General features: G+C 72.2%; 20 protein-coding genes and 1 pseudogene. 12 read left to right on the plus strand and 9 right to left on the minus strand.

Translation table 11 applies throughout. From position 1 onward, the window contains the following. Window positions 1-134 precede the first annotated feature (134 nt). Both BGP79_RS02210 and BGP79_RS02215 read left to right on the plus strand, forming a co-directional pair. Complete coding sequence (locus BGP79_RS02210; protein WP_076692998.1) at window positions 135-1,157, plus strand: ATP-binding cassette domain-containing protein; 1,023 nt, start codon at window positions 135-137, stop codon at window positions 1,155-1,157. Beyond that, window positions 1,154-1,987, plus strand: coding sequence for an ABC transporter permease (locus tag BGP79_RS02215; RefSeq protein WP_083701473.1), 834 nt, complete (start codon window positions 1,154-1,156; stop codon window positions 1,985-1,987). Before BGP79_RS02210 ends, BGP79_RS02215 begins: the two co-directional genes overlap by 4 nt. Here BGP79_RS02215 and BGP79_RS02220 read toward each other — a convergent pair. Beyond that, window positions 1,969-5,373: a BTAD domain-containing putative transcriptional regulator gene (locus BGP79_RS02220; RefSeq protein WP_158067105.1), complete on the minus strand. Its 3,405-nt coding sequence runs from the start codon at window positions 5,371-5,373 to the stop codon at window positions 1,969-1,971. The genes BGP79_RS02215 and BGP79_RS02220 overlap by 19 nt on opposite strands. 171 nt (window positions 5,374-5,544) lie before the next feature. Further along, window positions 5,545-7,305, minus strand: a complete 1,761-nt coding sequence (locus BGP79_RS02225; protein WP_083701474.1) for a cytosine permease — start codon at window positions 7,303-7,305, stop codon at window positions 5,545-5,547. 243 nt (window positions 7,306-7,548) lie between these two features. On the opposite strand from BGP79_RS02225, the gene BGP79_RS02230 reads away from it, so the two are divergent. Continuing rightward, window positions 7,549-8,922: an ABC transporter substrate-binding protein gene (locus BGP79_RS02230; protein WP_076693000.1), complete on the plus strand. Its 1,374-nt coding sequence runs from the start codon at window positions 7,549-7,551 to the stop codon at window positions 8,920-8,922. A 78-nt stretch (window positions 8,923-9,000) separates the two neighbouring features. On the opposite strand, the gene BGP79_RS02235 is transcribed toward BGP79_RS02230, so the two are convergent. The 3 genes from BGP79_RS02235 to BGP79_RS02245 all read right to left on the minus strand — a co-directional run bounded on the left by BGP79_RS02235 (window position 9,001) and on the right by BGP79_RS02245 (window position 11,817). Continuing rightward, window positions 9,001-10,020: a carbohydrate ABC transporter permease gene (locus BGP79_RS02235; protein WP_233121014.1), complete on the minus strand. Its 1,020-nt coding sequence runs from the start codon at window positions 10,018-10,020 to the stop codon at window positions 9,001-9,003. Beyond that, window positions 10,017-10,970 carry a carbohydrate ABC transporter permease gene (locus BGP79_RS02240; protein ID WP_076693001.1) on the minus strand — a complete coding sequence of 318 codons (954 nt, stop codon included), beginning with the start codon at window positions 10,968-10,970 and terminating at the stop codon, window positions 10,017-10,019. Before BGP79_RS02240 ends, BGP79_RS02235 begins: the two co-directional genes overlap by 4 nt. Window positions 10,971-11,061: 91 nt before the next feature. Beyond that, window positions 11,062-11,817: an EAL domain-containing protein gene (locus tag BGP79_RS02245; RefSeq protein WP_198928403.1), complete on the minus strand. Its 756-nt coding sequence runs from the start codon at window positions 11,815-11,817 to the stop codon at window positions 11,062-11,064. A 105-nt stretch (window positions 11,818-11,922) separates the two neighbouring features. Between BGP79_RS02245 and BGP79_RS02250 the strand changes: the two genes are divergently transcribed. The 9 genes and pseudogenes from BGP79_RS02250 to BGP79_RS02290 all read left to right on the plus strand — a co-directional run bounded on the left by BGP79_RS02250 (window position 11,923) and on the right by BGP79_RS02290 (window position 21,023). After that, the gene (locus tag BGP79_RS02250) at window positions 11,923-12,150 is read left to right on the plus strand and encodes a hypothetical protein (protein WP_076693002.1); all 228 of its coding nucleotides are present in this window, start codon (window positions 11,923-11,925) and stop codon (window positions 12,148-12,150) included. Window positions 12,151-12,175: 25 nt separating this feature from the next. Beyond that, the gene (locus BGP79_RS02255) at window positions 12,176-12,910 is read left to right on the plus strand and encodes a TlyA family RNA methyltransferase (RefSeq protein ID WP_076693003.1); all 735 of its coding nucleotides are present in this window, start codon (window positions 12,176-12,178) and stop codon (window positions 12,908-12,910) included. Window positions 12,911-12,991: 81 nt separating this feature from the next. Then, the gene (locus BGP79_RS02260; protein ID WP_083701475.1) at window positions 12,992-14,089 is read left to right on the plus strand and encodes an NAD kinase; all 1,098 of its coding nucleotides are present in this window, start codon (window positions 12,992-12,994) and stop codon (window positions 14,087-14,089) included. Beyond that, window positions 14,086-15,804 carry a DNA repair protein RecN gene (gene recN / locus BGP79_RS02265; RefSeq protein WP_076693004.1) on the plus strand — a complete coding sequence of 573 codons (1,719 nt, stop codon included), beginning with the start codon at window positions 14,086-14,088 and terminating at the stop codon, window positions 15,802-15,804. Before BGP79_RS02260 ends, recN begins: the two co-directional genes overlap by 4 nt. A gap of 87 nt (window positions 15,805-15,891) precedes the next feature. Continuing rightward, window positions 15,892-17,613 (plus strand): CTP synthase, encoded by a 1,722-nt coding sequence (locus BGP79_RS02270; protein WP_076693005.1) that lies wholly within the window; start codon window positions 15,892-15,894, stop codon window positions 17,611-17,613. 3 nt (window positions 17,614-17,616) lie between these two features. After that, window positions 17,617-18,246 (plus strand): annotated as a pseudogene (locus tag BGP79_RS02275) (NUDIX domain-containing protein); the annotation flags it as partial. A 136-nt stretch (window positions 18,247-18,382) separates the two neighbouring features. Next, window positions 18,383-19,456 carry a site-specific tyrosine recombinase XerD gene (xerD, locus tag BGP79_RS02280; RefSeq protein ID WP_076693007.1) on the plus strand — a complete coding sequence of 358 codons (1,074 nt, stop codon included), beginning with the start codon at window positions 18,383-18,385 and terminating at the stop codon, window positions 19,454-19,456. A gap of 243 nt (window positions 19,457-19,699) precedes the next feature. Next, window positions 19,700-20,230 (plus strand): 8-oxo-dGTP diphosphatase, encoded by a 531-nt coding sequence (locus BGP79_RS02285; protein WP_233121016.1) that lies wholly within the window; start codon window positions 19,700-19,702, stop codon window positions 20,228-20,230. A 121-nt stretch (window positions 20,231-20,351) separates the two neighbouring features. Beyond that, window positions 20,352-21,023 carry a PadR family transcriptional regulator gene (locus BGP79_RS02290; protein ID WP_076693008.1) on the plus strand — a complete coding sequence of 224 codons (672 nt, stop codon included), beginning with the start codon at window positions 20,352-20,354 and terminating at the stop codon, window positions 21,021-21,023. Between the two features lie 125 nt (window positions 21,024-21,148). Here BGP79_RS02290 and BGP79_RS02295 read toward each other — a convergent pair whose 3' ends face one another. Genes BGP79_RS02295 through BGP79_RS02310 form a run of 4 tightly spaced genes read right to left on the minus strand, consistent with a single transcriptional unit; the run spans window position 21,149 to window position 25,660 of the window. Continuing rightward, window positions 21,149-22,288 carry a bifunctional 2-methylcitrate synthase/citrate synthase gene (locus BGP79_RS02295; protein ID WP_076693009.1) on the minus strand — a complete coding sequence of 380 codons (1,140 nt, stop codon included), beginning with the start codon at window positions 22,286-22,288 and terminating at the stop codon, window positions 21,149-21,151. Continuing rightward, window positions 22,285-23,235 carry a methylisocitrate lyase gene (gene prpB, locus BGP79_RS02300; protein ID WP_076693010.1) on the minus strand — a complete coding sequence of 317 codons (951 nt, stop codon included), beginning with the start codon at window positions 23,233-23,235 and terminating at the stop codon, window positions 22,285-22,287. Before prpB ends, BGP79_RS02295 begins: the two co-directional genes overlap by 4 nt. A gap of 30 nt (window positions 23,236-23,265) precedes the next feature. Further along, window positions 23,266-24,795 carry an MmgE/PrpD family protein gene (locus BGP79_RS02305; RefSeq protein ID WP_076693011.1) on the minus strand — a complete coding sequence of 510 codons (1,530 nt, stop codon included), beginning with the start codon at window positions 24,793-24,795 and terminating at the stop codon, window positions 23,266-23,268. A gap of 55 nt (window positions 24,796-24,850) precedes the next feature. Continuing rightward, window positions 24,851-25,660, minus strand: a complete 810-nt coding sequence (locus tag BGP79_RS02310) for a GntR family transcriptional regulator (protein ID WP_076693012.1) — start codon at window positions 25,658-25,660, stop codon at window positions 24,851-24,853. Window positions 25,661-25,665 lie beyond the last annotated feature (5 nt).

Raw genomic sequence — 25,665 nt, forward strand, 5'->3', positions numbered from 1 at the left:
TCCTCGGCATGTCGTGGGATGGGGTGCGCGCGCGCTGAGACCGGCTGAAACCGTGGTGAGGCCGGACTGAAACCGGTGGGCCGGAAGGTGGTGGTCGTGGCGATCGCCACGACGACTCACCGAAGGGAACCACCATGACCGCGAACGCTGTCGAGGCCACCGGCCTCATCAAGCGGTTCGGGACGAACACCGCCGTGGACGGCATCGACCTCATGGTCGAGCAGGGCCAGGTGTTCGGCGTCCTCGGACCCAACGGCGCCGGCAAGACCACGACCATCCGCATGCTCGCCACGCTGCTGCCCATCGACGGCGGCCGGGCCAGCATCCTGGGCCACGACGTCGCCCGCGACCCGCACGCCGTCCGCGGCCTGATCGGACTGACGGGGCAGTACGCGTCGGTCGACGAGGAACTGACGGCCCGCGAGAACCTCACCATCTTCGGCCGCCTGCTCGGCCTGTCCGGCCGCGCGGCCACCGCCCGGGCGAACACGCTGCTCGAGCAGTTCGCCCTTACCGAGGCTGCCACCCGGCCGTTGCGCCAGTTCTCCGGCGGCATGCGCCGACGTCTGGACCTGGCCGCGAGCCTCATCGCCCAGCCGCCGCTGATCTTCCTCGACGAACCCACCACCGGCCTGGATCCGCGGACCCGCGGCCAGATGTGGGACACCATCCGCGAGCTGGTCCGCGGCGGCTCCACCATCCTGCTGACCACCCAGTACCTGGACGAGGCGGATCAGCTCGCCGACCGCATCGCCGTCATCGACCGCGGCCGGAAGGTCGCCGAGGGCACGCCCGATGATCTGAAGTCGAGCGTCGGCTCCGCGTCCCTCTCCCTGCGCCTGACGGACGCCGACCGCCTCAGCGAGGCTGCCGCGCTCGTCGAACGGCAGCTCGGCGTCGTCCCGGCCCTCACGCCGGAGGCGTCCCGGCTCGTCGCCCCGCTGGCCACGACCGGCCGGACGGTCGACGTGCTCACCGGGCTGCGCGACGCCGGCATCGACGTGGCCGAGGTCGCCGTCCACAAGCCCAGCCTGGACGAGGTGTTCCTCGCCCTGACCGACGATCCCACCGCCGACCCCGGCACGGATCGCGGCGCCCCCGACCATGCCTCCGCCCCCGGTGACGAGGCCGCACCCGTGATGGAGTCCGTCCGATGAGCATCTCGACCCCCACCCGCCCCGCGCCGAGCGAGCTGCGCCCCGCCGCCGCGGCGGCCCCGCCCCTGTCCCTCCGCCGGTCCGTCGAGCAGACGTTCACCATGGCGCACCGGTCCCTGATCAAGATCCTGCGCAAACCCGAGGAGATGTTCGACGTCATCCTCCAGCCGATCCTCTTCACCGTGATGTTCACGTTCATCTTCGGCGGCGCCGTGGCCGGGTCGATCGGCTCCTACCTGCCGACGATCATCCCCGGCATCCTCGCGCAGACGATGATCAGCGCGTGCATGAGCGTGGGCACCGGAATCCGCGAGGACATGGAGAAGGGCGTCTTCGACCGCTTCCGCTCCCTGCCGATGTCCCGGCTCGCGCCGCTGGCCGGCCCGATGATTGCGGACCTGATCCGCTACCTGATCGCCACGGTCCTCACCTTCGCCGTCGGATTCGCGCTCGGCTACCGACCGGCCGGCGGGGCACTCGGTGTGATCGGTGCCGGCGTCCTCGTCATCGTCAGTGCGTGGGCACTGTCCTGGATCTTCGTCTTCCTCGGCACGGTGGCCCGTAGCGCCCGCGCCGTCCAGGCCATCGGCATGATGATCCTGTTCCCGCTCACGTTCCTCTCGAACGCGTTCGTCTCCCCGGCCACCATGCCGGACTGGCTGCGCAGCTTCGTGGAGATCAATCCCGTCTCCCACCTCGTCTCCGCCGTGCGGGACCTGTGCAACGGCGGCGGCGTGACCATCGAGGTGTTCTGGACCGTGGTCTGCCTCGCCGTGGTGGTGGCGGTCTTCGCCCCACTCGCCCTGTGGGGCTACCGCCGGCGCACCTGAGCGCCGTCGCCTCCGGCCTCGGTGGCCGGCGGGGCCAGGATCTCGGCCAGGATCTCCCGGCAGCGGTCGAGCAGGGCGTCGTCCTGGACGCGGGCCAGCTCGGCCGTCGCCGCGTCGAAGGCTTCACCGGCATCCTCGCGCGCGAGCGCCAGGGCGGGCGCGAGACTCATCGACGGGTAGGTGCGGTTGTAGTCCAGGCTCAGGGCGACGGCGAGCAGGCGGGCCCCGGCCCGGCTGCTCGCCGTCGCCTCGTCGCGGGTGCGTCCGGCGGCCAGGAGCCAGGACGCGAGCGCGAAGACGAGGGCGCCGTACTGGGGCCGGTCGAGGAACGGCAGCGCGGAGCGGCTCACCGACAGTAGCCAGCCGCTCGCCTCGGCGACGACGTCGTCCCCGGTCAGCGGCCGCTGGTGCCGGGCGAGGATCGCCAGGTCCAGGGCCAACGCGGAGCCGTACCAGACGTTGGGGCGGTCGACGCTCGCGAAGAAGGCGTCCTGCTCGCGGGCATCCACGGCGAGCTCGCGGAGCAGCCGGTCCGCGTCGTCGACGCGGCCCTCGACCGCCGCGATCTCGGCGGCGGAGGCGGCCGCGACCAACCGGAACGGCCCCGCGCCGGCGGACCGCTGCGGCGGGATCCGCTCGACGACGGCGAGGTGAGCGCGGGCGTCGGCGAGGTCGCCGCGGGCCATGGCGGCCATCAGGCAGATGGCGTGCGCCTGGATCAGGTTCTCCGCCGAGCCGAGGGAGCCGATCAGCGGCAGCTCCGGTTCGACCCAGCGGCGGGCGTTCTCGCCGTCCGCCCGGCCCAGGTACAGCTCCCCGATGCGCAGGTACACCCCGGCCCGCAGCCACGGGGTGACGTCCTCGAGGGCGGGGACCAGCGCGGTCAGGTCCGCGATCGCGTCGGCGATCCGACCCTGGTTCTCGGTGATGAAGGCGCTCAGGAACACCGTGACCGCGCGTTCGGTGGTGCCCGCCCCGGGACCGGCGACGAGCGGTTCGCCGCGGGTGACGGTGCGGATGAGGGCCGGGAAGCGCCGGGCGAGGGCGCGCAGGGCCAGCACCTGGTCCGGTTCGGCGTAGTCGCACGGCTCGTCGCCCTGCTCGTCCTCCTGTGCGGCCAGCAGGGCACGCAGGGCGCGGATGTTGCGGGCGCGGGCGCGCGCCGCGCGCGTACTGTCGGTGCTCTCGGGACTGTCCCGCGTGTAAACGATGAGCACGCTCAGGGTGTCGGCCGTCGCGGCGAACGCGTCGTCCGCCCGGTCGGTCCGGCTCGGGGCGCCGGCCCGGACCAGGCGGTCGGCCTCGCGCCGGGCGAGCTCGCCGAGGGGCTCGGCGATCGCGGTCAGCGTGGCCTCGTCGTCCATCAGACCCCACGCCATGCCGACGGTCGCGGCGATGTCCAGGGCCCGCGGGTCGCCGTCGTCGAGCGCCAGCCGCAGCGCGCGGGCGAGGTTCTCCGCGTCGGCGGCGATCCGTGCGAGCGCGACGGGCTGCTCGGGTCCGTGCAGGGGGCGCCGGTCGGCGCGGCACCGTGCGGCGGCCCACGCGATCAGCCCGTCCCGTACGGCGGCGGGGTCGCGCTGCCGGGGCGCGGCGAACTCGCGGACCGTCTCCAGCAGTCGGTAGCGGACGCCGGGGACGGGAAGGACGGCGACGTGGGAGGTGCGCCCGGCCTCCAGGACGGTCAGGAGTGACTGGTCGACCAGCACGTCGAGCATGTCCTCCACGTCCGCAGCGGTCCCGGCCCCCGTCCCACGGCCGCTCCCGATGCCAGAACCGACGACACGACCCATGACGGGGCCGACGACGGCAGCTGCGGCCGCCGGGGTGAAGGCGTCCGGGAAGGCGGTCAGGGCGGCCAGGGCGTTCCGCTCGGGCTCGGTCAGCAGGTCCCAGCTCCACGCGATCACCGCCTCGAGGGTGCGGTGCCGGTCCGGCCGGTCGCGGTCCCGGCCGCGCAGCAGGGCGAAGCGGTCGGTGAGCCGGGCGGCGATGTCCGTCACCGTCAGCGTCCGCACGCGGGAGGCCGCCAGTTCGATGGCCAGCGGCAGGCCGTCGAGCCGCTCGCACACGGCGGCCACGGCGTCGACGGCCAGGTCGGCGTCCGGGCGCACCGCCCGCGCCCGCCGGGTGAACAGGTCGACCGACTCGGCGAGGGTGAGCTGGCGCGGGGCGAACACCGCCTCGGCGGAGATCCGCAGCGGGGCGCGGCTGGTGGCCAGCACGGTCACGCGTCGGCAGGTCGCCACGATCGCCGCCGTCAGGTCCGCCACCGCGTCGACGATCTGTTCGCAGTTGTCGAGCACGAGCACGGCACGCGAGTCGCGCAACCGGTCCAGGGTCACCTGCCGCGGCGTCAGCGACGGGCGCGGGCCGGAGGTCACCGTGCTGCGGCCGGCGCCGCCGAGCTGGCCGGCGAGCCAGGCGTCCAGGTCCTCCGCCGCGGTCACCGTGACCAGCTCGACGTAGATGACGGTCGCGGCCGTCAGCCGATCGGCGACGGCGAGGGCGAGGGTCGTCTTCCCGAGGCCGCCCGGCCCGACGATCGTCGTCACCCGGCTGCTGCGGGTCAGGGCGACGACGGCGTCGATGGCCTCCTCGCGACCGACCAGGGCGGTCGCAGTGGCCGGTGCGGAGCGGGCGCTCTGGCCGGCGAGCAGGTCCGCGTGCACGGCCGCCAGGTCGGGTCCGGGATCGGTGCCGAGGGTGTCCCGCAGGCGGCGGCGGTACTGCTCGAAACGGGTCAGGGCGGCCGTGGGCCCGGCGACCGCCGCCTCGGCCCGCAGCAGGCGGGCGAGCACCGCCTCGTCGTCCGGCGCTTCCGCCGCCGCGTGCTCCAGTTCCGGGAACGCCTCGGGCCAGCGGCCGAGGTCGGCCAGCGCGACGGCCCGGGCCCGGGCGGCCCGCCGGTGCGCCGCAACCACCGTGACGGCGACGTCGGCCGCCGGCGACGCGTCGGTGGAGGGGTCGGTGGAGGACCCTGCCGCGCCCGTGACGTCGCCGTCCGCGCGGATGAGCAGCACCCGGTCGGCGGCCCGCAACGCGACGTCGGCGCGACCCTGCCGCAGGGCGGCCTCCGCGTCGTCGGCGTCCGCCCGCGCCCGGCGCACGTCGACGTCGTCCGCGTCCGCCAGGCGGTAGCCGTCGGCGGTGGTCGTGATGGCGTCCGGGCCCCACTGGGCGCGAACGCGGGAGACGACGACCTGGACGGCCTTGGCGGGGTGGGCCGGTCGCTGCCCGTCCGGCCAGAGGCCGTCGACGAGGGCGGTGGTGGGGAGGGCGCCGGCGGGGGAGAGGACCAGCAGCCGGACGAGGTCGCGGGCGCGGGTGCCGGTCAACGGCGTGCCGTCGCGGGCGACGTCTTCGACGGCGGTGATCCGGTGCACGGATCCACGGTAGCGGGCCTCCACGGCCGAGCCGCGCCCGCCACGGGAGCCGGTCATGGTGAGGGGTGGTCGGGCCTCCCCAGTCGGCCCGACCACCCCGGCTTTCACTCTAGGGAGAGTGACCCGCGCTTTGTCAATGGTTTCTCCCCAGTCTGACGTGCAGTGACGTCATCATCCGCGCCCTGCGGCCACCGGATCCGGGGCGGCATCAGCGCGTCGGGGGACCGCCGCGGTCGACGTGACGGTGCCCGCGGTGCCCGGCGGTGGCGGGTCGGCCGGGAGCACGTGCTCGCCGGTCCGGTCGGTCGCCAGCGCGAGGGAGGAGATGAAGAGCGGCTCCCCGTTCGGGCCGGTGCGGGCGGAGGCGAGCATGTCCGGGCGCTCGAAGTCCAGGCCGGTGACGCAGCAGCGCAGCCGGACGTCGGACGGGTTGCCGTCCTCGTCGAGCATCGGGATCGCGATGCCGTCGTCGGACCGGCGCAGGTAGTACCGGCCGCGGGTGGCGATCGCGAGCACGGGCGGCAGCACGACGGCCAGGCCGACCGCCACGATCGGCGAGTACGGCTGCACGTCCGCGCCGACCGCCCCGAAGAAGACGGCGATGGAGGCGACGGCCGAGGCGAGCATGGACACGAAGCCCACGGGGTTGATCGCGTACAGCATGCCGCGGCGGAACTCGGGCGCCTTGGGGGAGATCTTCAGCAGGTACTTGTTGATCCCGATGTCGGTGGCCACCGTGACGACCCACGCCATCGCGCAGTTGGCGTAGAACCCGAGGATGGTGTTGAGGACGTCGAACATGTTCGCCTCCATCAGCGCCAGGGCGATGCCGAGGTTGACGATCACGAACACCAGCCGGCCCGGGTAGGTGCCGGTGACGCGGGTGAAGCTGTTGGTCCAGGCCAGCGACCCGGAGTAGGCGTTGGTGACGTTGATCTTGATCTGCGAGATGACGACGAGGACGACGGCGAGGGTCATCGCCAGCCACGCCGGCATCATCTCGCTGTAGACGCCGAGGAACTGGTGCACCGGCTCGTTCGCCGTCGCCGACGCCGCGGGGTCCAGGTTCGCGATGATGTAGACCGCGATGAACAGCCCGATGGCCTGCTTGAGCGCCCCGAAGACGACCCAGCCCGGCCCGGCCATGACGACGGCCGTCCACCAGGCACGCCGGTTCGCGTCCGTCTTCGGCGGCATGAACCGCAGGTAGTCGATCTGCTCGGCGATCTGCGCCATCAGGGACAGGCACACGCCGGCCGCGAACATCACGGAGGCCAGGTCCGGCCCGCCGTCGCCGGTGGCCCCGCGGTAGTCGAAGAACTGGGACACCGACGCGGGGTGGGTGGCCACCAGGTAGACCAGCGGGATCACCATCAGCAGCAGCCACAGCGGCGTCGTCCACACCTGCAGCTTCGCCAGGATCTTCATGCCGTAGATGACCAGCGGGATGATCATCAGCGTCGAGACGGCGTAGCCGACGGGCCGCGGGATGCCGAGACCGAGTTCGAGGCCCTGCGCCATGATCGAGCCCTCGAGGGCGAAGAAGATGAAGGTGAAGGTCGCGAACACGATGTTCGTGACCACGGAGCCGTAGTAACCGAAGCCGGAGCCGCGGGTGATCAGGTCCAGGTCGATGTTGTACCGGGCCGCGTAGTAGGCCAGCGGGAAGCCCGTGACGAAGATGATGACGGCGGCGACGCCGATGCCCAGCAGCGCGTTGACGGTGCCGTGGGCGATGCCGATGTTGGCGCCGATGGAGAAGTCCGCCAGGTAGGCGATGCCGCCGAGCGCGCTGGTGGCGACGACGGCCGGTCCCCACCGGCGGTAGGAGCGTGGTGCGAACCGCAGCGTGTAGTCCTCGAGGGATTCGCGGGTGGCCGCGCGGGCGTCGTCGGTGTCGGCGGCCGAACCGGCCAGGGATGCGGTGCTCATCGTGGTCCTCCTTCAGGCGGCGTGGCGAGTGATGCCTCCACCCTGACGACCCGCCGTTGCGCCCACGTCAGCGTCGTGTTTCGAACCGGTGACACCTGAGCCGGCCCTGCCCGAGGAGGGCCCGCGTCCCCAGCGCGTGGCGAGTTGCCGCCGTGCTGCCGCTGGTCTACGTTCATCTCACCAGCATGCTGATCAATTCGTGCTCGCTGCCGGCCATCCGCCGGCCCCGATCGGAGGACAACGATGTCGTTTCCCGTCCGGCCCGCTTCGGCCGTGTTCCTCGTGTCCGCGCTCGCCCTCACCGGTTGCGGTGGCGGCGGAAGTTCGTCCGGCGGTGACTCGTCCGCGGCGCCGTCGTTCGGCGCCAGCCCGTCCGGCAACCTCAGCGCCTGGGCGTTCGACAACGCCGACGACGTCGGCAAGGCACGCCTCGCCTACGCGCAGAGCCAGCTCGGCGGCGTCCAGGTCAAACTGGACCAGACGTCCTTCGACTCGCAGAAGTTCACCACCCGCGCCGCGTCCGGCGACCTGCCCGACGTCGTGCAGATGGACCGGGCGCTGATCGGCACCTACGCCGCGCAGGGGCTGATCAAGCCGCTGGACCAGTGCTATTCCGCGCACGACGTGGACCCGTCGAAGCTGTTCTACCCGGCGGTCACCGAGTCCGTGAAGTACAAGAACCAGATCTGGGCGGTGCCGCAGTTCTACCAGCCGCCGCTGATGCTGCTGAACAACCGGGTGATGAAGCAGGCCGGCGTCACCGCGGACCAGATCGACACGTCGAACATCGACGGGCTCACCGCGGCCGCGCAGAAGATGTACAAGGCGAGCGGGGGGAGCCCGACCCGGCTCGGCATCGACCCCGTCGCCACGGGCGCGCCGGAGATGTGGATGCTCAACTCCGGCGGCCGGCTGATGGACGAGAGCGGCAAGCCCGCGCTCGACGACCCGAAGAACGTCACCGCGCTGGAGGGCCTGAAGAAGCTCTCCGACGCGCAGGGCGGGCACGCGAAGATCAAGAGCTTCTCCGACTCGTTCGACACGTTCGGCAAGAACAACCAGTTCGTCAAGGACCAGGTCGGCGCGCAGGTCGACGCCCAGTGGTACTTGAACGTCCTCTCCGCCACGGCGGACCAGGAGGACATCGCCGCCGTGCCGTTCAAGGGGACGGACGGCAAGCCGTTCACCTTCGCCCTCGGCACCTCGTTCGTGATCCCCGCCGGGGCGAAGAACCCGGACGCGGCGTGTGCGTGGGCGCTCAGCCTCGTCTCCCAGCAGTCGTGGGAGGCGGCCGCGAAGGCGCGGTCCGCGACGCTGGCGAAGGACGGCGGCATCAACACCGGCCTGTTCACCGGCTCGCCGGCCGCCGACACTGCGATCCGGGAGAAGTACGTCAAGCCGACCGGCAACGCCGGTTTCGACAAGGCGATCAGCGCGTTCTACGACGTCGTCCCCACCGGCAAGTCCATCGGGGTCTCCCCGGCCGGCGAGGCGATCAAGAACGAGCTGCGTAACGCCGTCACCGCCGCCCTGCTCGGCCAGAAGCCTCCGCAGCAGGCGCTCGCCGACGCGCAGGCCGCCGCGCTGCGCTCCTTCAACCAGGCCGCCGACCAGTAGCTCGACGCTCGACATGACGGAGGGGGCCAGCCGAGCGGCTGGCCCCCTCCGTCATGTCCGGGAGGCGTCCCGGCGTGCTCAGCCCTTCCGGCCCTGCGTGGCGACGCCCTCGATGAAGTACCGCTGCGCGAACGAGAACAACAGCAGCATGGGGATGGTGACGACCAGGGCCGCGACCATGACGAACTGGTAGTCGCCGTGGCCGCCGTTGGTCGGGGAGTACATCGTCATCGCCCGCGCGATGCCGAGCGGCACCGTGTAGCCCTCGACGGTGCCGGCGTTGAGGTAGATCAGCGCGGCCTGCAGGTTGTTCCAGCTGGCCTGGAACTCGAAGATGAAGATGATGATCAGCGACGGGATCGACAGGGGCAGAGCGATCCTGCGGAACATGCCGACGTAGCTCGCCCCGTCGATCCGGGCGGCCTCGAACAGGTCCCGCGGCAGGCCGAGGAAGAACTGGCGCTGCAGGAAGATGTAGAACGCGGAGCCGAACAGGTTCATCCCGAACAGCGGGATCCAGGTGCCGAGCACCCCGAGGTTCTTCCAGATCAGGTACTGCGGGACCATCGTGACCGCGCCCGGCAGCATCATCGTCGCCAGCACGAGCCCGAACAGCAGGTTGCGGCCCGGGAAGCGGAAGTACGCGAAGCCGAAGGCGACGAGCGCGCTGGAGATGGTCACCAGGCCGGCGGCGATCACCGCGATCAGCACGCTGTTGCCCAGCCAGCTCAGCAGCGGCAGCTGTTGCCACACCTGCAGGTAGTTCTCCGGCGTGAAGGTCTGCGGGATCAGCCGGTTGTCGAACACCTCGCCGCGTGGCTTCAGGCTCGCCGCGAGCAGCCACACCAGGGGGTAGAGGAACAGGGCCGTGAAGCCGAGCAGGAGGACCCACAGCACGACGGTGCCCGGCCGGACACGGCGCCGCTCGCGGGAGCGGCCGGCCCGCTCGACGGGTGCCCCGCCGGGGGCGGCCACCAGCACCGGGGCGGCGGCGGTGCCACCCGTGCTGACGCCGGTGGACGTGGTCGCCGTCGTACCGCCGACCACGGCTCCCGTGGGAACCCGCCGCATCGGGGTCGATTCGGTCCGCTCGCTCACTGCGCGCCTCCCTCGTAGTAGACCCAGCGTTTCGCCAGCCGGGTCTGGACCAGGCTGATCAGCATGATGATGACGAACAGCAGCCACGCCATCGCCGAGGCGAACCCGAAGTTGAAGTCACGGAATGCCTGCTGGAACAGGTAGATGCCGTAGAACAGCGACGACTCGGGGGAGGCGTTGGACTGGTCGCGCCAGAACAACAGGTACGCCGAGTCGAACACCTGCAGAGCGGCGATCGTCAGGACGATGACGTTGAAGAAGATGGTGGGGGAGATCATCGGCACGGTGATGGAGAAGAACCGGCGGACCGGTCCGGCGCCGTCCAGCTGCGCCGCCTCGTACAGGTCGGTGGGCACGGCCTTCAGTGCCGCCAGGAAGATGACCATGGTGCCGGAGACGCCCCACAGCGTCATCAGCACGATCGACGGCTTGACCCAGTTCGGGTCCACCAGCCACTGCGGCCCCTGGATGCCCACGGCCCTCAACGCCTGGTTGATGGCGCCGGTGTTGCCGTTGAGCAGCAGGAGGAAGACGGAGGCGGTGGCCACGGCCGGCGTCATCTTCGGCAGGTAGAAGATGGACCGGAAGAACCCGGCGCCGCGCCCCACCCGGGCGAGCAGCAGGGCGAGCAGGAGCGCGAAGCAGATCTCCAGCGGCACGGCCATGACGGCGAAGAAGAGGGTGTTCGACAGCGCGGTCGCCACCTTGGGGTCGGCGAAGAGCAGCTCGTAGTTGCGGGTGCCGACCGGGCGGGCGACGTTGGTGGCCAGGTTGTACCGGCTGAAGGAGATCACGAGGCTGTAGATCATCGCGCCGACGGTGAAGACCAGGAAGCCCACGATCCACGGCGAGATGAAGAGGTAACCGGCGATCGCCTCACGGCGGCGGAGGCGGGACATGCGCGGCCGCGCAGCCGCCCGCGACGGCGTCGTCGCGGAAGTAGCGTTCATGACGTGAAGCGTACTTAGTGTCGTGGCTCGCGTCACGCCGGACGCGGTGCGCGCGTCGCTCGACTTCTCTCGAGGGCGAACCGCCCCCGGATCAGAGGGCGAAGGAGATCTCCGGCAGGGTCTCGAATCCGGGCCGGGCGTACAGGTAGCCCTGGTGGTAGCGCACGCCCAGGTCGCGCAGCGTGCGGGCCTCCTCCGGCGTCTCGATCCCCTCGGCGATCAGCAGGGTGTCCAGCTCCGCGCACAGACCGACCACGGCACGCACGACGGCCTGGCGGCGGGGGTCGGCGTCGATGTCGCGGACCAGCTCCATGTCCAGCTTGAGCAGGTCGGTCGTGAACCGGGCGAGCAGGTCGAGACCGGAGTGCCCGGCGCCGAAGTCGTCGATCGCGACGGCGAACCCGATCTCGCGGTAGCTGTCGATGATCGACTCGATGTGGTCGGGGGAGGCCATCTGCTCGTTCTCGGTGAACTCGAAGATCAACCGGTCCAGCGGGAACGCGACCTGCTCGGCAGTGCGCAGCGTCAGCTGGATGCACGCCAGGGGCGAGTAGACGGCGTTGGGCAGGAAGTTGATGGACAGCCGTGCGCCCGTGTCGGCGATCCCGGCCGCCATCGCCGTCTCGATCGCCTTGACCCGGCACGCCTGGTCGAAGCCGTACCGGTTGGCGTCGGTCACCTGCTCGAGGACGCTCATGGCGCCCTGCCCCTCGGTGCCACGGACCAGCGCCTCGTAGGCGAAGGGGGTGTTGGTGTCGACGTCGACGATGGGCTGGAAGGCCATGGAGAACGCGATGTCCAGCTCGTCGCCGTTGCGACAGGCGCCGCAGGCGCCACGGGTGCTCATGCTCAGGAGAATAGCCACGTCACCGCGGTGACCCGGGGTGCCATGCCGGAGGGATGCACGCCGTCTCGTGTGGCGGCGGCCGGCCTCGCCCCTAGACTGGCGGGCGTGAGCGAGCACGACGAGACGGGGAGCCCCCCCTGGCCGGACCTGCCGGACCTGGACGACCCGGCCCTGACCGACGACGCCGTCCGCGGCATCCTCGAACGGCTCGACGGGGTGCGCACCGGCGCCGCCGAGGACCCTGCCGCCCTCTACACCGAGCTGCACGCCGCCCTCACGGCCGCGCTCGACGCCCCGGAGGGCCCGCGACCGTCGTCCTCACCGGCCCCGTGAGCGCCGGCCCCGTGAGCCCGGCGTCGTGAGCCGGCTCGACGTCGAACTGGTCGTCCGCGGCCTCGCCCGCTCCCGCACTCACGCCGCGAGGCTGGTCCGGGAGGGGCGGGTGAGCGTCAACGGGGTCGCCGCGACCAAGGTCGCCCTGACGACCGCACCGCAGGACGACCTCGCCGTCTCCGCCGCCGCGGAGGAGTACGTCAGCCGGGCGGGCCACAAACTGGCCGGGGCGCTGCGCGCATTCCCCGACGTGGCGGTCGCGGGCCGCCGCTGCCTGGACGCCGGCGCCTCCACCGGAGGGTTCACCGACGTGCTGCTGCGGGCCGGCGCCCGCGAGGTGGCCGCCGTCGACGTCGGGCACGACCAGCTGGTCCCGCAGCTGCGCGCCGACCCCCGGGTCCGCGTCGTCGAGGGCCTGAACATCCGCCACCTCACCCCGGAGGACATCGGCGGGCCCGTGCAGCTGACCGTCGCCGACCTCTCGTTCATCTCCCTGCGCCTCGTGGTCGAGCCGCTCGCCGCCGCGACCGAGCCCGGCGGGGACCTGGTGCTCATGGTCAAACCCCAGTTCGAGGTGGGCCGGTCCCGGCTCGGCAAGGGCGGCGTCGTCGTCTCCGCGGCGGACCGCCGGGCGGCCGTCGACGGGGTGATCACCGCCGCGCGCGACGCCGGGCTGACCGTCCGCGGAGAGGCGACCAGCCCGCTGCCCGGCCAGGACGGCAACGTCGAGTTCTTCCTCTGGCTCGGTGCCCGCGCCTGACGCTCCGACGCCCACGCGCGGTTGTCGACAGCTGCACACGGCGGCCCCGGCCCGGTGCCGCCGACCGCCTACCATCGAGACATGACCCGCCGCATCCTGCTGTTGCCGCACACCGGGCGTCCCGACGCCGTCGACGCGACGGTGGCCACGGCCCGCCAGCTGCAGGACGAAGGGCTCGGCGCGGTGCTCACCCGCACCGACCGGGACGCGCTCGCGGACGCCGGCGTCGAGATCGAGTGCGGCGAGATCCTCAACGAACACGTCAGTCTCGCCGACATCGAGCTGGGCATGGTGCTCGGCGGCGACGGCACCATCCTGCGCTCGGCCGAACTCGTGCGGCACTCCGCCGTCCCCCTGCTCGGCGTCAACCTCGGACACGTCGGCTTCCTCGCCGAGAGCGACCGCACCGACCTCGCCGAGACCATCCGCCAGGTGGCCGACCGCGCGTACGAGATCGAGGAGCGGATGACCATCGACGTGGCGGTCTGGCGCAACGGGCGGCAGGTGGACCACAACTGGGCCCTCAACGAGGCCAGCGTCGAGAAGTCCGACCGGGCGCGCATGATCGAGGTCGTGATGGAGGTCGACGGGCGTCCGATCAGCACCTTCGGCTGCGACGGCGTCGTGATGGCGACGCCCACGGGCTCCACCGCTTACGCGTTCTCCGCCGGCGGCCCCGTCGTCTGGCCCGAGGTGGACGCCCTGCTGATGGTGCCGCTGAGCGCCCACGCCCTGTTCGCCAAGCCGCTGGTCGTCGCGCCGACCTCCACCCTCGCGGTCGAGGTGCTCGACCGCACCGACGCGTCCGGGGTGCTCTGGTGCGACGGGCGACGCGCGACCGAGGTGCCCAACGGGTCCCGGATCGAGGTCACCCGGTCCGCCACGCCGGTGCGCCTGGCCCGCACGCACCGGGCCCCGTTCTCGGAACGCCTGGTGCGCAAGTTCTCCCTGCCCACCGTGGGGTGGCGCGGCCCGACCGCCGCCCACCCGTCCGCCGAGCGCGCCGCCACTCGCGCGGTGCCCCCGCCGGAGGCGGACAGCACGGAACCGGTGGGCGCGATGCCCGACAGCGCGGGCTCAGACGGCACGGCGCCGGCGGGCACGGGTTCGAACGGCACGGCGCCGGCGGGCACGGGTTCGAACGGCACGGCGCCGGAGGGCGCGGAGGCGCGGCGATGATCGAGGAGATCCGGATCAGCGATCTCGGGGTCATCACCGAGGCGACGCTGGCCCTCGGTCCCGGCCTGACCGTCGTCACCGGCGAGACGGGTGCCGGCAAGACCATGGTGGTCACCGCCCTCGGGCTGCTGCTCGGCTCCCGCGCCGACCCGGGTGCGGTGCGCGCCGGCGCGGCGTCCGCGGTCGTCGAGTCCACCGTCCGCCTCGTCCCGGGGTCGGCGGCCACCACGGCCGTCAGCTCCGCCGCGGAGGACGCCGGCGCCGCGCTCGAGGAGGCCGGCGACGGCCTCGAACTGCTCATCGCCCGGACCGTCAGTGCCGAGGGCCGCAGCCGTGCCCACGCCGGCGGCCGGACCGTGCCCATCGGCGTCCTCGCAGGGATGGGCCATCACCTCGTCGCCGTGCACGGGCAGTCCGACCAGCTGCGGCTCGCGTCCCCGGCCGCGCAGCGCACCGCGCTGGACGCCTTCGCCGGGCCCGAGCTCGCCGCGGCGCTGGGGGAGTACCGCCGCACCTGGCAACGCCACGGAGAGGCCGCCGCGACCCTGCGGGACCTGACCGAGAACCAGCGCGAGCGGTTGCGCGAGGCGGAGAGCCTGCAGATCGCGCTCGAGGAGATCGACACCACCGACCCGCAGCCCGGCGAGGACGACGCCCTGCGCGCGGAGTCCCTGAAGCTCGGCAACATCGAGCAGCTGCGCGTCGCCGCGCTGACCGCGCACCAGGCGCTGGTCTCCGACGGCGCCGACGACGCCCCGGACGTCGCCCGGCTGGTCGACGCCGCCCGCCGGGCGCTGGACGCCGAGTCGGACGCCGACGAGGAGATCGCCGCCGCCGCGAAGCGGGTCGCCGAGATCGGTTACCTCGCGGCCGACATCGCCTCCGACCTCGCCGGCTACTCCGCCCGCCTGGACGAGAGCGGGCCCGCCCGGCTCGCCGAGGTGGAGGACCGGCGGTCCGCGCTGACCACGCTCACCCGCCGCTACGGGTCGACCATCGACGAGGTGCTCGCCTGGGCGGCGACCTCGCGTGCCCGCCTCGACGAGCTGACGGACGACGGCAGCCGGATCGAGGCGCTGCAGGCGGAGGTCGCCGAGGCGGAGACCGCGATGACGGCCCAGGCCGGTCGGGTCACCGCGCTGCGGACCGAGGCCGCGGAGCGGCTCGCGACCGCCGTCAGTACCGAACTCACCGCCCTGGCGATGAAGGACGCGACGCTCGTCGTCCGGGTCGAGGGCGGCGGGGAGCCCGGTCCGCACGGCGCCGACGAGATCGCCATGCTGCTGCAGCCGCACGCCGGGTCCGCGCCGCGACCGCTCGGCAAGGGGGCGTCGGGAGGCGAGCTGTCCCGCGTCATGCTCGCCCTCGAGGTGGTGCTCGCCCAGGTCGACCCGGTGCCGACGTTCGTGTTCGACGAGGTGGACGCCGGGGTCGGCGGCAAGGCCGCCGTCGAGATCGGGCGCCGGCTCGCCCGGCTGGCCCAGCACGTGCAGGTCATCGTCGTCACCCACCTGCCGCAGGTGGCCGCGTTCGCCGACCGGCACATCCGGGTGCTCAAGACCTCCGATCAGGCCGCCGGCGTCACCACGAGCGACGTCTCCGTCCTCGACCCGGAGGACCGCGTCGTCGAACTGGCCCGCATGCTCGCCGGGCAGGAGCAGTCCGAGACCGCCCGGGCGCACGCCCGGGAGCTGCTCGAGGCCGCCCGCGCCTGACGCCTCCGGCGACACGTCACGGGGTGCTCGCGACACGCCGTCGTCCGCCGTGTCGGCGGGTCGCGGGGCTGGCGTGGGCCGTCGCTACTGATAGGCTCGAACCCCGTGGTGCAGCGAACGAATACACACAGCGGATCCCCCATCAAAGGCTCGTCCACGATGACGCGTCACATCTTCGTGACGGGGGGTGTGGCGTCCTCCCTCGGCAAGGGCCTGACGGCTTCCAGCCTCGGTCACGTCCTGCGCAAGCGGGGCCTCTCGGTCACGATGCAGAAGCTCGACCCGTACCTGAACGTCGACCCCGGAACCATGAACCCGTTCCAGCACGGTGAGGTGTTCGTCACCGACGACGGCGCCGAGACCGACCTGGACCTCGGGCACTACGAGCGGTTCCTCGACGAGAACCTCAACGCCTCCTCGAACGTGACCACCGGCCAGGTGTACTCGTCCGTCATCGCCAAGGAGCGGCGCGGCGAGTACCTCGGCGACACGGTCCAGGTGATCCCGCACATCACCGACGAGATCAAGAACCGGATGCGCTTCGCCGCGAGCACCCCGAACGCACCGGACATCATCATCACCGAGATCGGCGGCACCGTCGGCGACATCGAGTCGCAGCCCTTCCTCGAGGCCGCCCGCCAGGTCCGCCAGGACGTCGGCCGCGCCAACGTGTTCTTCCTCCACGTCTCTCTCGTGCCCTACATCGGCCCGTCGCAGGAGATGAAGACCAAGCCGACGCAGCACTCCGTCGCCGCCCTGCGCAGCATCGGCATCCAGCCCGACGCGATCGTGCTGCGCGCGGATCGGCCCGTCCCGGACGCGATGCAGATCAAGATCGGCCGCGCCTGCGACGTCGACCCCGAGGCCGTCATCGCCTGCCCCGACGCGCCGAGCATCTACGACATCCCCAAGACCCTGCATGCCCAGGGCCTGGACGCGTACATCGTGCGGCACCTCGGCCTGTCCTTCAAGGACGTCGACTGGTCCGACTGGGACCGACTGCTCGAGGCCGTGCACCACCCCAAGCACGAGGTCGAGGTCGCGCTCGTCGGCAAGTACATCGACCTGCCCGACGCGTACCTCTCCGTGACCGAGGCGCTGCGTGCCGGCGGTTTCGCGACCGACGCGAAGGTGTCGCTGCGCTGGGTCCGCTCGGACGAGTGCGCGACGCCGGAGGGAGCCCGCAAGGCACTCGACGGCGTGGACGCGATCTGCGTGCCCGGCGGCTTCGGCATCCGCGGCCTCGAGGGCAAGCTCGGCGCGCTGCGCTGGGCGCGCGAGAACCAGGTGCCGGCGCTGGGCCTGTGCCTGGGCCTGCAGTGCATGGTCATCGAGTACGCCCGGAACGTCGTCGGCTGGGAGGACGCCTCCTCCAGTGAGTTCGAGTCCGACTCGACGCACCCGGTGATCGCCACCATGGCCGAGCAGAAGAGCATCGTGGCCGGTCAGGGCGACATGGGCGGCACCATGCGGCTCGGCCTCTACCCGGCGGACCTGGCCGAGGGGTCGATCGTCTCCGAGGTCTACGGCGCCACGAGCGCCTCCGAGCGGCACCGCCACCGGTACGAGGTCAACAACGAGTTCCGTCCGCAGATCGAGGCGGCCGGCCTGGTGTTCTCGGGCCTGTCCCCGGACCGGGAGCTGGTCGAGTACGTCGAGTTGCCCCGGGACGTGCACCCCTACTACGTGGGCACCCAGGCGCACCCCGAGCTCTCCTCGCGGCCGACCCGTCCGCACCCGCTGTTCGCCGGTCTCGTGCAGGCCGCCCTGCAGCGCCAGCGTGACGGCCGCCTGGTCGAGGTGAACTGAGGCGTGGCCACACCGCTGAAGGACACCCACCGCGCACGCTTCACCCGCAGCTCCGAGGTCGTCTTCGACGGCAAGATCTGGGATGTGCGCAACGAGGTCTTCACGCTGACGGAGGACGGCGACCCGATCACCCGGGAGTACGTCGACCACACCGGCGCGGTCTCGATCGTCGCGCTGAACGACGACGGCCAGATCCTGCTGATCAACCAGTACCGGCACCCGGTGCGGATGAACCTGTGGGAGATCCCCGCCGGCCTGCTCGACGTGAAGGGCGAGGACGTCCAGACCGCCGCGGCGCGCGAGCTCGCCGAGGAGGCGGACCTGATCGCCGAGCGGTGGAACGTGCTCGTCGACTTCCACAACTCGCCGGGCTCCTCGTCCGAGGTGCAGCGGGTCTACCTCGCACGCGGGCTGCGGCCCGTGCCCGAGGCCGACCGGCACCAGCGTGAGGACGAGGAAGCCGAGATCGAGGTCGCCTGGTTCGACGTGCAGGACGCGGTGACGGCCGTCCTCGAGGGCCGGCTGCACAGCCCGTCGGCCGTCGTCGCCATCCTGGCCACGGCCGCGGCCCAGGCCACGGGTTTCGAGCACCTGCGCCCGGCCGACGCTCCGTTCCCCGAGGATCCGACGAAGCCCGAGAACGCCCGGCACGACATCGCGCCTCAGGGGTCGGCTCAGCAGGGGTCGGTCCCGCAGGACACGGACCAGCAGGCATCCGCCCAGCAGGGGACGACCCCGCCCGACCGCGGCTGAGCCCGTGGCAGGTCCCGTGTCCTCGGCCGACTCGTCTGTCGCTTCGGCGGTTCCACCCCCGGCCGCTCCTGCGGCCGTCTCCCCGGCGGACGATCCGTTCCGGGCGAGCCCGGTGGGCCGCGCGGCGGGGGAGTATCTCGTGCACGTGAGCGTCGAGCGCGGGCTGGCGGGCAACACGCTGGCCGCGTACCGGCGGGACCTCCGTCGCTATCTCGCGTTCCTCGCGTCCCGCTCCGTGACCCGCCCGGACGACGTCGCCCGTGCCGACGTCACCGCCTTCGCGCAGGCGCTCGGTGACGGCGCGGACGGGGGTACGGCGTTGAGCGTGCGCTCGGCTGCGCGCACCGTCGTCGCGGTCCGGGGCCTGCACAAGTACTGGGCGCTGGAGGGCGTGACTCCGACCGACCCGGCCGCCGAGGTGCACCCGCCCATGCCCGGCAAGCGGCTGCCGAAGGCGATCAGCGTCGACGAGGTGGACCGGATCCTGCAGGCCGCCGGCTCCGACACCGCCACCGGGCTGCGCGACCGGGCCCTCCTCGAGTTCCTCTACGCCACCGGTGCTCGCATCAGCGAGGCGGTAGGCCTCGACGTCGACGACGTGTTCCTCGCCTCTTCCCTCGACACGATCCCCTCGGGTCCCCCCCGCAGCTCCGCCGATGCCGAGGCCGGCGAGATGACCGACGTCGTGCGCCTGTTCGGGAAGGGGTCCAAGGAGCGGGTGGTGCCGCTGGGCTCGTACGCCGTCCGTTCGGTGGACGCCTATCTCGTGCGGGGCAGGCCCGCACTGGCCGCCAAGGGCAAGGGCGACGCCGGTCTGTTCCTCAACGCCCGGGGCGGACGGCTGAGCCGGCAGAGCGCGTGGAGCATCCTCAAGGCCGCCGCCGAGAAGGCTCAGATCACCCGCGAGGTCTCCCCGCACACGCTGCGCCACTCGTTCGCGACGCACCTCCTCGAAGGTGGCGCCGACGTGCGGGTGGTGCAGGAACTGCTCGGCCACGCGTCCGTCACGACGACGCAGGTGTACACCCTGGTCACCGCCGACACCCTGCGCGAGGTCTACGCCGCGGCCCACCCGCGCGCCCTCGGGTAGGCACGTCGTCCCGGCGCCTTCGCTGCTGCTCGCGCCGGAACCGGGCTATCTCCGGGTCGCGGGCTGACCCTTGCCGTCCGCCTCGCTGCCACCGCACCCTGTCCCGGGACACGCCGGTTCCATTCGGGACAGGGCGCTGTATCCCGATCGACGACGGCGTGTCGGGGGACCGGATGCTGCTGGAACCGGGCTCGTCGCCGCTCCACCGGCCGACCGTCCGGTCCGTCGTCCTACGCTGGGGGCGTGACTCTCCCGCCCGTGCGTGTTCCGGACCTGCCGACCCGCGAATCGCTGACGCCGATCGCCCTGTGCTTCCCGCTCCGCGCGGTCGACGGCGTGCCGGAGGTGCTGCTCGGCCTGAAGAAGACCGGCTTCGGGACGGGTCGCATGGTCGGGCTGGGCGGCCACGTCGAGCCGGGGGAGAGCGACGCCGAGGCGGCCTGCCGGGAGCTGGCCGAGGAGTCGGGCCTGGTCACCACGCTCGAGGACGTCGCCCTCGCCGGCGTCGTCGACTTCCACTTCCCCGCCCGGCCGGCCTGGTCGATGGCGACCGCCCTCTTCACCACGCACCGCTGGACCGGCGACCTGACCGAGTCGACGGAGATCGCGCCGGCATGGTTTCCGCACCGCGCGCTGCCGGTCGAGCGGATGTGGGCCGACGCCGAGCACTGGGTGCCGCGGATGCTGGCGGGGGAGCGGCTGCACACCGTCGTCGTCCTGGCCGACGACAACACCACCGTGCGTGCGGCGTGGAGCGTCCCGCTGGCTCCGTGAACGAACTCTTCCCGACTCTTGTATCGCGTTGTATCGCGATATATCGTTAACGCATCGCCGACGAACGTCGGCGATGTCGGGCGGACCGTCCTCCCGACGCGTGAACGAAGGAGGTCGCACGATGCGACACCATGATGGATTTCCCGGCGCGGGCGACGCCCCGGGCGAGGGCCCGTTCGGACGGGGCCCGTTCGGCGGCGGACCGTTCCGCCGTGGACACCGCGGTCACGGGCGTCCGCCGTGGGCCGGAGGCGACCCCGCCTCCTGGTTCGAGGCGATGGGCGGCTTCGGGCCGCGTGGCTGGCCCGGAGGCGGGCCCTTCGGCGGCGGCGAACGACGCCGGGCCGGGCGGGGCGACATTCGCCTCGCCGTGCTCGCCGTCCTGGCCGAGAACTCGTCCAACGGGTATGGCGTGATGAAGGCGATCGCCGCCCGCACCGAGGACGCCTGGACGCCCAGTGCCGGCTCGATCTACCCGATCCTGTCGCAGCTGGTCGACGAGGGACTCATCGTCGGCGAGGGGCAGGGCCGCAGCGTCGACTATGCGCTCACCGACGAGGGGCGCGCCTACGTCGAGGAGAACCGGGAGACGATCGACGCGGTGTGGGACACCGCGCCCTCGCACGGTCCCTGGCCCGGGGCCGAGCTGATCGAGCTGTTCAGCAGCATCGCCGAGCTGACCAAGGCGGCCAAGCAGCTGCGCGGTGCCACCACCGAGCAGCAGCAGGCCGCGATCAAGGAGGTCGATGCGGCCCGCCGGGCGATCTACCGCATCCTCGCCGAGGAGCAGTGACCGCCAGGGCAGTGCGACCCAGGCGGCAGCGCGACAGGGCGCAGTCCTCCGGCTCCACGAACGCCGACGGCCGGTGGCCACCCGTCAGGGGTGACCACCGGCCGTCGTCATGAGGACGTCGAGCGTCAGCTCACGTGACGCTCGTCCGGGCCGTTGTACTCGCTCAGCGGGCGGATCAGGGCATTCGCCTCGAGCTGCTCCATGATGTGCGCCGTCCACCCGGAGATCCGGGAGGCGACGAACAGCGGCGTGAACGTCGGGGTGTCGAAGCCCATCAGGTGGTACGCGGGGCCGGCCGGGTAGTCGAGGTTCGGCTTGATGTTCTTCGCCTCGCCCATCGACTTCTCGAGCCCGTTGTACAGGCCGAGCAGCTCGGGCCGGTCGTAGTGCTCGATCATCGCGTCCAGCGCGGCCTTCATGGTCGGCACACGCGAGTCGCCGTTCTTGTAGACCCGGTGCCCGAAGCCCATGACCTTCTTCTTCTGCGCCAGCGCGTCGTCCATCCACGCCTTCGCCCGGGTCTCGGCCTCCTCGGCGGTCTCCTCCTGGCGGATGCCGATCTCGTCGAAGGTGTGCATGACCGCCTCGTTGGCGCCGCCGTGCAGCGGGCCCTTGAGGGCGCCGATCGCCCCGACGACGGCCGAGTGCAGGTCCGCCAGGGTCGAGGTGATGACGCGGGCCGTGAAGGTCGAGGCGTTGAAGGAGTGCTCGGCGTACAGGATCATCGAGACGTTGAACGCCTCGACGACCGGCGGCGCGGCCTCCTCGCCGAACGTCATCCAGAGGAAGTTGGCGGAGTAGCCGAAATCCTCGCGGGGCTCGACGAGCTCCTGGCCGCGGCGACGTCGCTGGTCGTAGGCGACGACGGCGGGCATCGCCGCCAGCAGCGCCTTGGCCTTGGCGAGATTCGCCTCCTTCGAGGAGTCCTCCGCCGTCGGGTCCTGTGCGCCGAGGACCGACGCGGCGGTGCGGCACACGTCCATCGGGTGGCAGGTGTCCGGCAGGGCGTCGATGATCTGCTTCAGCTCGGGCGAGAGGGCCCGGTGGGAGCGCTCGAACGCGGTGAACTCCGCCAGCTCGGTGTCGGACGGCAGCTCCCCGTTCCACAGCAGCAGGGCGACCTGCTCGAAGCTGCACGAGGCCGCCAGTTCCTGCACGGGGTAGCCGCGGTAGAGCAGCGAGTTGGTCTCGGGGTTGACCTTGGAGACGGCGGTGGTGTCGACGACGACGCCCGCGAGCCCCTTCTTGATCTCGGTCTCGGTCATGCGGACGCTCCTGTGGTCGTGGGTCCGGAGGCGGGCGTCCCCGGGGTCTGGAAGTTGAAGACCCCCGTGTCGAACCGGTTGTAGGCCTCGTAGTCAACGAGATCGTACAGCCGGGCCCGGGTGGCCATGTCCGGGACCGCGGCGGCCTGGGTGCCGTCGGCGGCCAGGGTGTCCAGCGCCCGCTCGGCCGCGCCGAGTGCGATCCGCAGCAGCGTCACCGGGTAGATCACCATGGCGACGCCGGCGTCGGCCAGCTGCTTCCGGGTGAACAGGTCGGACTTGCCGAACTCGGTCATGTTGGCGAGCACCGGCACGTCCACGGCCGCGCAGATCGCGGCGAACTCCTCGACCGTGGCCATGGCCTCGGGGAAGATGGCGTCCGCGCCGGCGTCGACGAGGGCCTTCGCCCGCTCGACCGCGGCGTCCAGCCCGGCGGGGCCGGTGTCCGTCGCCCGGATGTCGGTGCGGGCCATGATCAGGAAGTTCGGGTCGCGGCGACCGTCGGCCCCCGCCTTGATCCGCTTCAGCGCCGTCTCGGTGTCGACGACGGCCTTCCCGTCCAGGTGACCGCAGCGCTTGGGGTTGATCTGGTCCTCGATGTGGCAGCCGGCGAGCCCGGCGTTCTCGAGCTCCTGGACGGTGCGGGCCACGTTCATCGGTTCACCGAAGCCCGTGTCCGCGTCGACCAGGGCCGGCAGGTCGGTCATCCGGACGATCTGCCCGGCGCGGGTGGCGACCTCGGTCAGGGTGGTCAGCCCGATGTCGGGCAGGCCCAGGTCGTTGGCCAGGACCGCGCCGGAGATGTAGACCCCGTCGAAGCCCTTCTGCTCGATCAGCCGCGCCGAGAGCGGGTTGAAGGCGCCGGGGAACTGGCGGGCGGCGCCGGGAACCAGCAGGCTGCGCAGCGTCTCCCGCTTGGCCTGCGGTGTCGTCGTGGAGTACAGCATCGGAGGTGTCCTCTCTCAGCAGGGACGGGTTCAGAACAGCCCGTGGGGAGCGGCGGCGAGGTCGATGACCCCGTCGGCGGCCTGGATGTTCAGGGCATCCAGTTCACCGGCTCCCAGCTCGGGCAGGCGCGCGGCGGCGTCGAGGAAGCGGTCCATCTCGGCGTCGTCGACCAGGCCGGCGGCCAGGGTGCGGAACTTCTGCACGTACTGGTCGCGGCCGAAGGGCCGGGCGCCGAGGGGGTGGGCGTCGGCGACGGCGATCTCGTCGGTGATGACGCGGCCGTCGGCGAGCGTGATCTCGACCGAGCCGCCGAAGGCCTTCTCGGCGATGTCGAGGGAGTGGTAGCGGCGGGTCCACTCGGGATCCTCGGTCGTGGTGACCTTGCGCCACAGCTCGACGGTGTCCGGGCGGCCGGCGCGCTCGGGGGCGTAGGAGTCGACGTGGTGCCACGCGCCGTCCTGCAGGGCGACCGTGAAGATGTACGGGATCGAGTGGTCGAGGGTCTCGCGTGAGGCCGTCGGGTCGTACTTCTGCGGGTCGTTGGCGCCGGAGCCGATCACGTAGTGCGTGTGGTGGCTGGTCTTGATCAGCACGGACGCGACGTTCGCCGGGTCGGCCAGCTCGGGGTGCTCGCGGTGCAGCTTGCGGGCCAGGTCGATCCAGGCCTGCGCCTGGTACTCGGCCGAGTGCTCCTTGGTGTAGGTGTCCAGGATGGACCGCTTGGCCTCGCCGGTGCCGGGCAGCGGCACGTCGTAGGCGCCCTGCGGGCCGTCCAGCAGCCAGGCGATGACGCCGTCCTCGCCCTCGTAGATCGGCACGGGGGAGGTCTGGCCGCGCATCGCCCGGTCGACCGCCTCGACGGCCATCTTGCCGGCGAAGGCCGGGGCGTGGGCCTTCCAGGTCGAGATCTCGCCCTTGCGGGACTGCCGGGTGGCCGTCGTCGTGTGCAGGGCCTGGCCGACGGCCTGGAAGATCGTCTCGACGTCCAGCCCGAGGAGGGTGCCGATGCCGGCGGCCGCGGACGGGCCGAGGTGGGCGACGTGGTCGATCTTGTGCGCGTGCAGGCAGATGGCCCGGACGAGATCGACCTGGATCTCGTAGCCGGTGGCGATGCCGCGCACGAGGTCGGCACCGCTGCGGCCGGTGTGCTGGGCGACGGCGAGGATCGGCGGGATGTTGTCGCCGGGGTGGGAGTACTCGGCGGCGAGGAAGGTGTCGTGGTAATCGAGCTCGCGCACGGCAACGCCGTTGGCCCAGGCGGCCCACTCGGGCGAAGTGCGGTGCTCGGCGGCGGCGTCGAGGCCGAAGATCGTGGCGCCGTTGCCGCCGCGGGAGGCCGGGTGCGTCAGGGCCTGGGCGCGGGCGGCGACGATGGGCCCGCGGTTGAGCGAGGCGATGGCGACGGAGGCGTTGTCGATCACCCGGTTGATCACCATGGCGGTGACCTCGTCGTCGACGGCGACCGGGTCCGCGGCGACCTCGGCGATCAGGTGGGCGAGCTGCTGCTCGCGCGGCAGGTTCTCGTCGCTGCGGTGGACGCGCACGTGGTGGGTCTGCATCGGGTGGTGATCCTCTCGGGTGGGGCGTGTGGGGGAGTCGTGGACGTGGGGACGGTCAGGAGACCGAGCTGGCGGCCCGGCGACGCGTCTCGCTCGGCCGGCGGGCCGTCCCAGGACGGGCCACGGCCTCGAGCGTCGGCGTGTCGGTGTCGGTGGCGATGGCGGTCGTGATGCCGGCGAGGGCGTTGGCCAGGTGGACGCGGGTGGCGGCGAGGGCGAGGTCGGCGTCGCCGGCGGCGATCGCATCGGCGATGGCGGCGTGCTCGAGCGCGGAGGTGGCGAGCCGGCGCGGATTGTCGCGGGACAGGCGGCGGATCCGGGTCAACTGGGTACGCAGGCGGCGCTGCGCCTCGAGCAGGTGCGGATTCGCGACGGCGTCGTCGATGGCCTCGTCGAGCTGGGCGACGAGGGCGTAGTAGTCGTCGGCGCGGTCATCCCGTGCGAGGTCCGCGGCGGCCGCGGATCCGTCGGCCCGGTCGGTGTCGGTGCCGGCGTACTTGTCGTTGTCGGTGTCCAGGAGGATCTCGGCGGCGTCACGCAGATGCAGGGCCAGATCGGCGAAGATCGCCGGATCGGCACGGTGAGCGGCCAACGCGGCGGCCCGCCCGTCGAGGGCGACGCGGACGTCGAACAGGTCCCGGGCGTCGTCGGGGGAGACGGCGGTGACGGTCACGCCACGACCGCCCTGCGGCGCGGCGAGCCCGTCGGCGACCAGCCGGCCGAGCGCCTCCCGGACCGGGGTGCGGGAGACGCCGAGCCGCGCGGACAGCTCCGTCTCGGCGAGGGTGGTGCCCGGCGGCATCCGCCAGTCCACGATCTCGGCGCGCAGCCGCGAATAGGCCAGGTCGCTGGCTCGCTGCGCCATCGCAC

The organism is Tersicoccus sp. Bi-70 (assembly GCF_001968825.1).
Lineage (GTDB): Bacteria > Actinomycetota > Actinomycetes > Actinomycetales > Micrococcaceae > Tersicoccus.

What these genes read in the sequence shown, in the direction of transcription:
- BGP79_RS02225 (WP_083701474.1), bottom strand. Translation starts at nt 7,305, where the DNA reads ATGAGCACCGCATCCCTGGCCGGTTCGGCCGCCGACACCGACGACGCC.
- BGP79_RS02305 (WP_076693011.1), bottom strand. Translation starts at nt 24,795, where the DNA reads ATGCAGACCCACCACGTGCGCGTCCACCGCAGCGACGAGAACCTGCCG.
- BGP79_RS02210 (WP_076692998.1), top strand. Translation starts at nt 135, where the DNA reads ATGACCGCGAACGCTGTCGAGGCCACCGGCCTCATCAAGCGGTTCGGG.
- BGP79_RS02230 (WP_076693000.1), top strand. Translation starts at nt 7,549, where the DNA reads ATGTCGTTTCCCGTCCGGCCCGCTTCGGCCGTGTTCCTCGTGTCCGCG.
- BGP79_RS02245 (WP_198928403.1), bottom strand. Translation starts at nt 11,817, where the DNA reads ATGAGCACCCGTGGCGCCTGCGGCGCCTGTCGCAACGGCGACGAGCTG.
- BGP79_RS02215 (WP_083701473.1), top strand. Translation starts at nt 1,154, where the DNA reads ATGAGCATCTCGACCCCCACCCGCCCCGCGCCGAGCGAGCTGCGCCCC.
- recN (WP_076693004.1), top strand. Translation starts at nt 14,086, where the DNA reads ATGATCGAGGAGATCCGGATCAGCGATCTCGGGGTCATCACCGAGGCG.
- BGP79_RS02260 (WP_083701475.1), top strand. Translation starts at nt 12,992, where the DNA reads ATGACCCGCCGCATCCTGCTGTTGCCGCACACCGGGCGTCCCGACGCC.
- BGP79_RS02290 (WP_076693008.1), top strand. Translation starts at nt 20,352, where the DNA reads ATGCGACACCATGATGGATTTCCCGGCGCGGGCGACGCCCCGGGCGAG.
- BGP79_RS02310 (WP_076693012.1), bottom strand. Translation starts at nt 25,660, where the DNA reads ATGGCGCAGCGAGCCAGCGACCTGGCCTATTCGCGGCTGCGCGCCGAG.
- BGP79_RS02240 (WP_076693001.1), bottom strand. Translation starts at nt 10,970, where the DNA reads ATGAACGCTACTTCCGCGACGACGCCGTCGCGGGCGGCTGCGCGGCCG.
- prpB (WP_076693010.1), bottom strand. Translation starts at nt 23,235, where the DNA reads ATGCTGTACTCCACGACGACACCGCAGGCCAAGCGGGAGACGCTGCGC.
- BGP79_RS02295 (WP_076693009.1), bottom strand. Translation starts at nt 22,288, where the DNA reads ATGACCGAGACCGAGATCAAGAAGGGGCTCGCGGGCGTCGTCGTCGAC.